Below are 10,448 nucleotides of genomic sequence, written 5' to 3'. Positions count from 1 at the left end.
AGCGGGATAGCAACAAAGGTACCTATTGCGCTGCCTAAATTTGTCAATACCACTATCAGAAGGATTTTAGTTACCTTGTTTTGCCGGAAGCCCCTTATGGAAAGAATGTCCTCTGCCAGGTTTTCAAAATCTTTGACCTTTGGCTTCCTTGAAAAAGCCTCAACCAGTCCTGAAACCCATCCCGCGGCTATCATTGGATTTAAGGATGTTACAGGAGCTGCCAGGATCGAAGATAGAATCGTCAATGGATGGGCAAAAGCTATTGTTGCTCCAAGCCCTGCCATCAGACCGTTTGCCGCTATCCACCAGATTATCATCTGAGTACCTGCCGTAGAGCCGCCGGAGAAAAATCCAAAAATAAAAAGAGCCAGTATGGATAAAGGCAAAATCCATTTAAAAATGCGCATGAACATGCTGTTTGGGGGGATCTTTTCAAGAGCGTTAATATCTGTATTTACTTCCCAGTATTTTTTTATGCCCGGCACATGACCCGCGCCGACAACTGCCACTATTCTTTTGCCAGGCGCTGTTCTGATCTTATGAGCAAGATATCTGTCCCTTTCATCAATAACGATATCTCTTAAAGCAGGAAGCGCTTTTTTAACATCTGCGAGAAGAGTTTCCAGCATGTCCTCCTGTTTCATTTTTTCAATATCTTTTTCGGAAATTTCATCAATTTCTCCTGCGGATAAAATAACTTGAAACAGTATTTTCAGCTTGTCCCAAAGAGACATAACGCGCCAGGTTCTTGACAAAGTAATACGGATATCCCTGTCCGCAAGATGTACCTGTGCTCCAACCTTTTCCGCTGTTTCAATGGCCGCTATCATTTCCGCCCCTGGTTTAACATCGAGTTTTTGAGCTATCCTTTTTTGAAACGATGCCATAAGCAGGTTGGAAAGAAGGAGAAAAGCTTTTTTCTCCTTAATAACCTTGATAATATCCATATTTTGCCATCTTTTCTTTTGCCGTATAGACTGGTATCTTGCCTGGCAAAGTTCGATGCAGACCGTATCAGGTTTTTCCTCCTCGATAACAGAGGCTACAAGCTTTGCGCTTTCATTAGATACGTGCGCCGTGCCTAAAAGTATGACCTCTTTGTCTTCAAAGGAAAGGAGATGTATGTTGCTATTAATTACAGGGGGTTTCAAAAGCTTTTCCTTCAAGCCAGTTTTTTACAAAATGTTCTGTAATGCTGATATCCAGGCCGGCCTTTTCAGCAGCCTTTACAAGCCGGTCCATGATTTCAGATACTTTGTTTCTGTTTTCGATAAGAGCATAAATCTTTATACTCCGCTTAAAATAATTTACCGCGGGTTCGTATTTGCCCTGGCTGAAATTGATATCCCCAATAGCGGCCAGATCGTCGGCAATGCCTTTGTGAAATCCTGATAAACGGTCGGTATCCAGCGCTGTCTTAAAAAAATAAACAGCTTTTTCATAGGACCCGGTTTCACGCATCAGGGTGCCCAGAGCAAAATTTATTGTCGCATATTCTGAATGATTGACGGGATCAGTATTAGCGAGGGCTGAGTTCAATATCTCCTCCGCGCGGCTGTATTCCTTTTTCCTGATAAAGAGGATGCCTAACTTGTTTAATATGTGATTGGTCGGAATAGAATTTTTTTTTGCAATATCTTCAGCCGACCTTAACACGCCGTCAGCCTCTTCGAGCCTGCCGCTGTCTATCAGCACGGCGGCCTTATTCGAGAGCGCCTGTACTAACCCGCTGTAATCCTTGATATCCTGATATATGCTGATGGATTCTTCAAAAAAGAGCAGGGAGTTATCAATGTCTTCCATGATTCTGTAAATATTGCCGATATTGTTCATACTCATGGCAACTCCGTCTAATTGGTCGGATGCGGCAAAAAGTTCATGCGCCCTGAAAAAGTGTTCCAGAGAACGATTATAACATCCTTTTTGATACCAGGTGGTTCCTTTCTTTATTTCTTTCATGCCTGATATAATATGGTCGGGTTTCTTCTTAGCAGCGTTGCCGCCGGCGCATCCAAAGAAAAAAAGAACCGCGATCAAAATCACAAAAGTATTAAATTGTTTCATAATAATCCTTCCGAAACAGGTAGCCGTTTAAAGCAAACCGCAAAAAAACCATCCATATTATTTATGTGCGGATAGGTTTTTAAATATTGGTTTTTATTTACAAGAGAATATACATTTTCGGGCAGACCTTCAAGCTTATTATTTACAATAAACTCCGGGTGTTTATTTAAAAACCCTTTAACGACCTCTTCGTTTTCTTCCGGTTCCGTGCTGCATACCGCATAAACCATGGTGCCTGACGGCTTGACAAGTTGCGCTAAATTATTCAGAAAGTTTATCTGCCTTGCCTTGTAACGATTGAATCTATTAGCTGATATTGACCATTTTGCATCAGGGTTTCTCCTTAAAACGCCCAAGCCCGAACATGGCGCGTCTAAAAGAATACGATCAAATCCGGAAAAGCCCATGTATGAGAATTTCCTGTCAAACGGGATGGTAAGATCGTAATTGCAGGTCGTTACAATTGAGATCCCAAGCCTTTTCATTTCAGACTCAAGTTGTCGCAGTTTATCAGCCTGATTATCCATGGCAAGCAGCCTGCCTGTATTTTTCATCATCTGTGCGATATGCCCTGTTTTCCCTCCAAAACCTGCGCATGCATCTAAAACAGTATCTCCGGGCCCGGGGTTTAACAGGCGGGCAACAAGCTGCGCAGCTTCATCCTGCACTTGGAACCAGCCGTCTTTAAAGGCTTTTATTTCAGGAATTGATCTGTCCGGCTTGATAAAACGTATGCCGTCAGGAGAATAAGTTGTATTTTCAATTTGCCGCACATCAGATGCAAGCCTTTCAGCCAGGTCATCACGGGTTGTCCTGAGGCTGTTTGTACGGACAGTAATTGGGGGAATTGTATTTATTGCATCGCAGAGCGCTTCTGTCTCTTTTAGTCCAAATTGTTTCAGCCATCGTTTTATCAGCCACTCTGGAAACGACTTTCTAACGGCAAGACTGCAGACAGGATTTTTATCAGGGTCAGGGAAAGGGATTTTTTCATATTCTCCGGCGGCTTTGCGCAAGAGAGCATTTGTAAACCCGGCGGCAGGGGAAGATGCGAATGATTTTGCAATTTCAACAGATGTATTGACCGCTGCGGAAACAGGTATCCTGTTTAAATAAATAATTTGAAAAAGACCAAGCCGAAGAATATTCATAACTGCGGGCTCTATCTTATGGATGCGGATCTTTGAAAAGTGACTGATTATCCAGTCAAGCTGGCCGCGCCATCTTAAAACCCCGTAAACCAGCGCGGAAAACAAGGCCTGATCTCTTCTTGAAAGAGCCATCTCTTTGTTTTGAATATCTTCCAGTATTCTATCGAGAGTACGGCGTCCTTTATCCAGAGAATTCAAGACAAACAACGCTATCTTGCGAGGATCATCTTTCGAGACCTTTGCAAAACACCCCCTTTTGCCCAATTTCTGCGTCAGACTCAAATTTTAATCCTCGAAATATTCAACATATTCCTCCGGTTAAAAGTTTCGCCTTCCTTGAACTTGAACAAAATTGAGCATTTTTCAAAAGTCTCGTTTCATATTAATTCAGGACAGTGCCGACAGGCAGTTTAAATCCGCGTAGAAAATCTTTAATCAAAAGGTGCTTTCCGGATTCCCCCTGTATCTCCAGGATGGACAGCACCCCTTTTCCGGTGGCAACGCGCAGTTCATCAGGAAACCCTTTTAATACAGTACCGGGGGGGGTATCAACAGGCATAATAATGGGCTTTGAACCGAATATCTTGAGACGTATGTCCCTGCAAAAAGTAAATGCTCCGGGCCATGGTGTCATTCCGCGTATAAAAGCCTCAAGTTTATCTGCCGCCATTTCCCAGTTTATATGGCCGTCATTTTTTTTAAGTATGGGCGCATATGTGGCTGTTGTGTGGTCTTGAGGAGTGGGATTTATGTTATCAGCCTCTATGGCTTTCAGGGTTTTTATAAGAAGATCAGCGCCAAGATCGGCCAGACGTTTGTGAAGGGTGGCTGATGTGTCATCAGGAGAGATTTGAATTTTTGATGTAAAGAGGATGTCTCCTGTATCCAGACCTTCATCCATAAGCATGGTGGTAACTCCGGTCTCCTTTTCGCCGTTTATGACGGCCCACTGGATCGGTGCTGCCCCACGATATTTTGGAAGAAGTGAAGCATGTATATTTAATGCGCCGATTTTAGGTATTTCTAAAATACTTTTTGGAAGAATATGCCCAAAAGCCGACACAACAAACATGTCTGGTTTTAATCTTAACACATTATTTGCGAACTCGTCTGTTTTAATCGACATGGGCTGAATTACATCATATCCCAGACGCACGGCCGCCTCTTTGACAGGAGGAGAAACAGGCTTGCGGCCCCTTCCCTTTGGCCGATCAGGCTGGGTTACCACTAAAACCACGTCATATTTATTCTTGTGAAGGGCGGTTAATGCGGGTACGGCAAAATCCGGAGTACCCATAAATATGATTTTAATTTTTTTCTCTGTCTTTGAATTTGTCATTTTTTACAACGCCGTTACTTTTGCCTTAATATCTTCTTGATACGGTTTTTATAAAGACCTCTTTTTAAAGTGCTTATCCGGTCTATAAATAAGATGCCGTCTAAATGGTCAATTTCATGCTGCAAGACAACGGCAAGGTGCCCATGGGCCTCTATCCTCAATGGCTTCTCTTTCCTGTCAAACCCTTCAACCAGAACAGAGACTGAACGTTTTACATCGGTCCTGTAATCAGGAACGCTCAGGCATCCTTCGTTTTCGGAAATAGTGGTTCCTTCACTGGAAATAATTTTTGGATTTATAAGAACATGCAAGGATCGCTTTTCATCCCTTGGCGAAATGTCGTAAACAATAATGCTTTGGTCAAACCCCACCTGTATGGCGGCCAGTCCCACGCCTGGAGCTTCATACATGGTGGAAGACATGTCTTCAATCATATCCTGAATTTTGCCGTCGATATTTTCTACGGGTTTTGCAGGCTGACTGAGAAATTTATCCGGATATGTTAATATGTTAAGTATCGTCATCGTGACAGCTTGAGACCTTTTGTAATTGCCATACATTAACACCCATTATCATTGCAGATACCAGACCTATAATTATTATAGGGGCTATTTGGATTACATGGTTTACAAGTATAAAGCCGAGGGCGTCCTTTGCCGAAATCCCGAAAAGAGAAAGGGCAAACACTCCTCCTGCTTCCCAGAGCCCCCAGTAACCGGGTACGGACGGAAGAGCGATAAACAGGCAGATAATTATCATGACCACCATGATCTCAAAATATGAAAGCCGTATGCCTGGGCAGCCAAGCGCCATTACATAATATGATAAAGCTGCAAGGCTCCATATAATAATTGACAGCACAATGCAAATACCCACCTTTTTTGGATTCTTAATCAGAACAAAACCTAAGGCAAAATTTTCTAAAAAACCTGTAAGAGGTGTACAAATTCTTTCCTGCATCCGGTTTCTAAAATCACTGCCCATAAAAAAAAATAGAGACGGCAATGCCATTATCAATCTTTTTAAAATCTTTCGGAAAGCGGAAAAGCTGATTATTATTATTCCGGCAATTAAGGCTACGCTCAGTTTGAAGATGCCCGCGCCGATAGCTACCAGTGTTTCTCTGTTCAGATGATACTTGCCAAAGGAAATATCAAGCGCCGGATCTATATGAATAAACGCGAATACAGTTATTGAAAGCAGTATCAGAAGAATTATATCAAACAACCTTTCTACCGCGACCGTTGCAAGGCCTGTAGAAAATGGAATATTATCCTTTTTCCGCAGAATTGCCGGCCTTGCCAACTCGCCTATCCTGCCGGGAAGGATGCAGTTTAACATAAATGCAATCATCATCGGATGGAATGCCTGCCAAAAGCTTACTGTGTGAGCCGCCCCAAGGATAAACCGCCATCTAATGGTTCTTATAACAAAACTAATTATGGCGATAAATACAGATGGTAATATCCAAAAATAATTTATTGTTGTCAAATAGGTTGCAAGATCGGCAAACGGAACCTTTCTAAATGACAGATAAAGGGCTAATCCTGACAATAATATTCCCAGAACCAGAGAAATAATTATGTTTTTTTTTATATGCATAACCCACGGGTTGTCAGGAAAGGATGTCGCGTGCCTTGTCAATGTCCTTTTTTATCTGATCTGATAATTCTGAAATATTTAAAAACTTTTTTTCATCTCTGAGCCGTTTTATAAAATTTACGCGGATTTTCTGCCCATATATATCATCATTAAAGTCGAGGATATGAGCCTCAACCGTAAAAATGTGGTCATCAAAAGTCGGGCTGTATCCGATATTGGCAACCCCTTTATATTTACTTCCTTTGCATTCAACAATAACCGCATAGACACCGGTTTTAGGGCTCAGCTCATCATAAAGTTTTATATTGGCGGTAGGAAAGCCGAGGAGCCTGCCCCCTCTGTCTCTCCCGGTCATAACCGTGCCCCTTATCTGGTAATGCCTGCCTAAAAGTTTTTGGGATTCAGCAACTTTCCCTTCCGAGATCAGTTCGCGTATCCTGGTGCTGCTGATTTTATCTTCCGAATTATTTGATATTTGAAGTTCACTTACAACGATTACTTCAAAACCGATTTGTTTTCCATATGTTTTAAGTAAATCAAGGTTGCCTTCACGGTTTTTGCCAAAAGCATAATCTTCTCCAACAACAATGGCTTTCATGCCGATACGATCAACCAGAATTTCCTCTATAAATTCCTTTGCCGGTATTGAGGCGAATTCACGTGTAAAGGGTATACAGATAAGAATATCAATTCCGGTCTTTGCGATAAGCTCTGCTTTTTGTTCATACAGGGTTATAAGGGGTGGATGGTTGTTTTGTTTTAACACCCTGATCGGATGAGGTTCAAAGGTCATGGCAACAGATGTGCCGTCAAGCTCTTTGGCCTTTTCAATCACCTTTTGGAAAAGGGCTTGATGCCCTATATGCACACCATCAAAATTTCCGATGGTAATAACGGCATTTTTGTATGGATGGTCAATTTTTTCAATCTGTTCAACAACTTGCATTTTAATTTTTTCCAGCCTTTCATTTTTAACACGGAGCGCACAGAGATCATAGAGAAAGCCGTCAATAAATCTTGACAACAAACAAAAAAGAATTTAGTTAAATTAATTCTATTAAAAAATCAATCCTTTTAATTTTTCAAAGGTTTCTTTGTGCCGAAGTGGTGGAACTGGTAGACGCGCTAGGTTCAGGGCCTAGTGGGCGCATGCCTGTGGGAGTTCGAGTCTCCCCTTCGGCACCAAAACAAAAAAGGCTGTAATCATAATTGATTACAGCCTTTTTTGTTTATTCCTTGTCTCGCTTCACTCACTCTCGCCTGCGGCGAGCCTTCCGCTTCGCTCCGCCTTTTTTCCATGCACCTTATTTTAGAGAAGTGGATAAACATAAAATATGTAGCGCCGCTAATTTAGATAAATTCACTTGACCCTTGATTTCTGTTTTGCTATTTTAGGATATAGCATGAAGTTAAAATAACAGAGGGTCTTATTTTAGGATGCGACGGGACAATGAAACGAGATCTCCAGGGACATTACGTTACAATATCAACAGTGGGCGAAAAGGCCAAGGCCTTTGTCCCCGCTCCGCTGCCGCCAAAACCGCCGATTGAGTGGACGCCGGAGCTGCGCGGCAAGTTTGACCAGGCGCTGCTCGCACTCGGGCGGCTGGATAGCATCTCCACCTTTCTGCCAGATATCTCCTTATTTCTCTATATGTATGTACGCAAAGAAGCGGTTCTCTCCTCCATGATCGAGGGGACGCAGTCATCGCTTTCCGACCTTTTGCTTTTTGAACTGGATATGGAGCCCGGCGTGCCGCTGGATGATGTTCGGGAAGTGAGCAACTATGTGGCTGCCCTGAATTATGGTCTGAACCGGTTGTCCGAGGGGTTTCCGCTGTCCCTGCGTCTGGTCAAAGAAATGCATGGTGTGTTGCTCTCCAAGGGACGGGGCAGTAATCAGGCTCCAGGTGAGTTTCGCAGAACCCAGAACTGGATCGGCGGCACCCGACCCGGCAACGCGGCATTTGTTCCGCCGCCGGCCGAGCAAGTACTGGAGTGCATGGGAAAGCTGGAATTATTTCTGCACGACCAGCCTGAACCTGTTCCAGCGTTGCTCAAGGCCGCTCTGGCCCATGTACAGTTTGAAACCATCCACCCGTTTTTAGATGGTAACGGTCGTCTTGGGCGACTCTTGATCCCCTTACTATTGTGTGAACAAAAAGTGCTTCGAGAACCGATGCTCTACCTGAGCCTCTATTTCAAAACGCACCGGCAGTATTATTATGAATTGCTTAATAAGGTGCGCCTGACCGGTGACTGGGAAGCCTGGCTCGATTTTTTCGCAGAGGCGGTCATTGTCACTGCCACCCAGGCGGTGGACACGACTAAACAGCTTGTCGATTTGGCCGGTGAGGACCGTAACAAAATCAGTAGCCTTGGGCGGGCAGCAGCGTCAACATTGCGCGTTCACCGGGTGTTAATGGAGCAACCGATAGCTACTGCTAAGTGGTTGGTGAAAAAGACAGGTATCACCCCGGCCACTGTCAACAATTGCCTTGTGTCTCTGAAGAGCCTCGGTATTGTTCGGGAATTGACGGGCGCAAAGCGCAACAGGCTGTTTAGTTATACCGGGTATGTAGAAATAATAAACCAGGGGACGGAACTGCCTGGTTAAGTTGGAAATAACAACCGGACAGAAGCGGAGCAATCTGTCCGGGACGTTAAACACAATGGCTAAATAAAAAACCGGTTAAACTCCGGAAAGAAAGAAGAAACTGTTCGCTGAACTTCTGAGTAAAAACCAGTTGTATGTCACACAATCTATCAAACCGAAGGCGAAAAAACGAAAATTGAGGTGCGCCTTGAAAATAAAACTGTCTGGCTGACGCAAAAGCTTATGGTAGAGCTGTTTCAGACAACAAAACATAAGCTTTCACATTCAAAACATTTATGTTGATGTGTTTTTAGTCTTAAAAGCTGTCAGACAGTTTAAAGTGTTGTTAACCATGATCAGATCTTAAAAATAATTTTGCAGAGGAGGGACAAGGTGAATCGAGTTAATGTGAAAAATAATGTAGCCTGGGTTGGCAAGATTGATTGGGAGTTAAGGAAATTCCATGGGAATGAATATTCAACGCACCGGGGTTCAACATACAATTCTTATTTAATCAAAGAAGAAAAAGTTGCATTAATTGATACAGTATGGGTGCCTTTTTCAAAAGAGTTTTGTGAAAACCTTACCAATGAGATTGACCTGTCCAAAATTGATTATGTTATTGCAAATCATGCAGAAAGTGATCATAGCGGTGCATTGCCGGAGCTGATGCGTCATATCCCTGAAACACCGATATATTGTACCAAAAACGGCGTCAAATCATTAAAGGGACATTATCACAAGGACTGGAATTTCAAGATTGTCAAAACCGGAGATCGGCTGAGTTTGGGTGAAAAGGAACTGATCTTTATTGAAGCACCGATGCTCCATTGGCCTGACAGCATGTTCTGTTATCTTACAAAAGACAATATCTTATTCAGTAATGACGCGTTTGGTCAGCATTATGCTTCTGAACACATGTTTAACGATTTGGTTGATCAGTTTGAGCTGATGACGGAATGTATTAAATATTATGCAAACATATTGACTCCGTTCAGTAAACTTGTAGATAAAAAAATTAAAGAGGTTTTGTCTTTTAATCTGCCTGTTGAAATCATTTGCCCAAGCCATGGTGTCATATGGCGAGATAATCCCGTGCAGATAGTGAATAAATATTTAGAATGGGCTAATGATTACAAAGAAAATCAGATTACCATACTTTATGACACGATGTGGAATGGAACACGGGTAGTGGCTGAGAATATCGCAACAGGCATTAAATCTTCGGACAGTTCAGTTAATATTAAACTTTACAATATTTCCAAAACAGATAGAAGTGATATAATTACAGACGTTTTCAGGTCTAAGGGAATCGTTGTTGGTTCACCGACCATCAACAAAGGTATCCTCACCTCTGTTGCAGGGATTCTCGAAGAAATAAAGGGACTAAGATTTGCTGGTAAAAAAGCGGCGGCCTTTGGAAGCTATGGCTGGAGCGGGGAATCAGTAAAAGTAATTTTGGATATTTTGGAAAACTCGGGGTTTCAAATAGTAGATCAAGGCTTGAAGGTAATGTGGAATCCGGATGAGGAAGATATTAAGAGCTGTATCGAATATGGAAAAACACTTTCTGAACTTTTATCCTAAAGAGAATCTTAGGAAAACATAATCAGGCCTTCCGCCTGGCTCCGCCTTCAGACAGAACCTCACGATTCCGCCCTTGTCTTCGGCTAATACTTTTGTTAATGTATCAAAA

9 protein-coding genes and 1 tRNA gene are annotated in these 10,448 nt (G+C 42.7%); 3 read left to right on the top strand and 7 right to left on the bottom strand.

Translation table 11 applies throughout. The features are described 5' to 3' along the window. The 7 genes from VMW78_00535 to VMW78_00505 all read right to left on the bottom strand — a co-directional run. Window positions 1–1,151 (bottom strand): TraB/GumN family protein (locus VMW78_00535; protein HUV49497.1); only part of this gene is annotated, 1,151 nt, incomplete at its 3' end. Next, entirely contained in the window at window positions 1,132–2,064 is a 933-nt protein-coding gene (locus tag VMW78_00530) for a tetratricopeptide repeat protein (GenBank protein ID HUV49496.1), read from the bottom strand. The genes VMW78_00535 and VMW78_00530, both read right to left, overlap by 20 nt. Beyond that, entirely contained in the window at window positions 2,061–3,497 is a 1,437-nt protein-coding gene (gene rsmB / locus VMW78_00525) for a 16S rRNA (cytosine(967)-C(5))-methyltransferase RsmB (GenBank protein ID HUV49495.1), read from the bottom strand. The genes VMW78_00530 and rsmB overlap by 4 nt, the downstream gene beginning before the upstream one ends. A gap of 100 nt (window positions 3,498–3,597) precedes the next feature. After that, window positions 3,598–4,554: a methionyl-tRNA formyltransferase gene (gene fmt / locus VMW78_00520; GenBank protein HUV49494.1), complete on the bottom strand. Its 957-nt coding sequence runs from the start codon at window positions 4,552–4,554 to the stop codon at window positions 3,598–3,600. A gap of 14 nt (window positions 4,555–4,568) precedes the next feature. After that, window positions 4,569–5,078 (bottom strand): peptide deformylase, encoded by a 510-nt coding sequence (gene def / locus VMW78_00515; protein HUV49493.1) that lies wholly within the window; start codon window positions 5,076–5,078, stop codon window positions 4,569–4,571. After that, window positions 5,065–6,156 carry a lysylphosphatidylglycerol synthase transmembrane domain-containing protein gene (locus tag VMW78_00510; GenBank protein ID HUV49492.1) on the bottom strand — a complete coding sequence of 364 codons (1,092 nt, stop codon included), beginning with the start codon at window positions 6,154–6,156 and terminating at the stop codon, window positions 5,065–5,067. The genes def and VMW78_00510 overlap by 14 nt, the downstream gene beginning before the upstream one ends. Window positions 6,157–6,169: 13 nt before the next feature. Beyond that, complete coding sequence (locus tag VMW78_00505; protein ID HUV49491.1) at window positions 6,170–7,102, bottom strand: bifunctional riboflavin kinase/FAD synthetase; 933 nt, start codon at window positions 7,100–7,102, stop codon at window positions 6,170–6,172. A gap of 152 nt (window positions 7,103–7,254) precedes the next feature. On the opposite strand from VMW78_00505, the gene VMW78_00500 reads away from it, so the two are divergent. The 3 genes from VMW78_00500 to VMW78_00490 all read left to right on the top strand — a co-directional run bounded on the left by VMW78_00500 (window position 7,255) and on the right by VMW78_00490 (window position 10,339). After that, window positions 7,255–7,341 (top strand) — tRNA-Leu (locus tag VMW78_00500). A gap of 265 nt (window positions 7,342–7,606) precedes the next feature. Next, a complete protein-coding gene (locus VMW78_00495; protein HUV49490.1) occupies window positions 7,607–8,773 on the top strand; it encodes a Fic family protein in 1,167 nt (388 codons plus the stop codon). A gap of 372 nt (window positions 8,774–9,145) precedes the next feature. Next, window positions 9,146–10,339: an anaerobic nitric oxide reductase flavorubredoxin gene (locus VMW78_00490; protein ID HUV49489.1), complete on the top strand. Its 1,194-nt coding sequence runs from the start codon at window positions 9,146–9,148 to the stop codon at window positions 10,337–10,339. Window positions 10,340–10,448: the final 109 nt, after the last annotated feature.

The organism is Anaerolineae bacterium, assembly GCA_035529315.1.
GTDB lineage: Bacteria > Desulfobacterota > Desulfobacteria > Desulfobacterales > ETH-SRB1 > Desulfaltia.
Note: the sequence above shows the minus strand (reverse complement) of the source record. Positions and strands in the feature narration are given on the sequence as shown.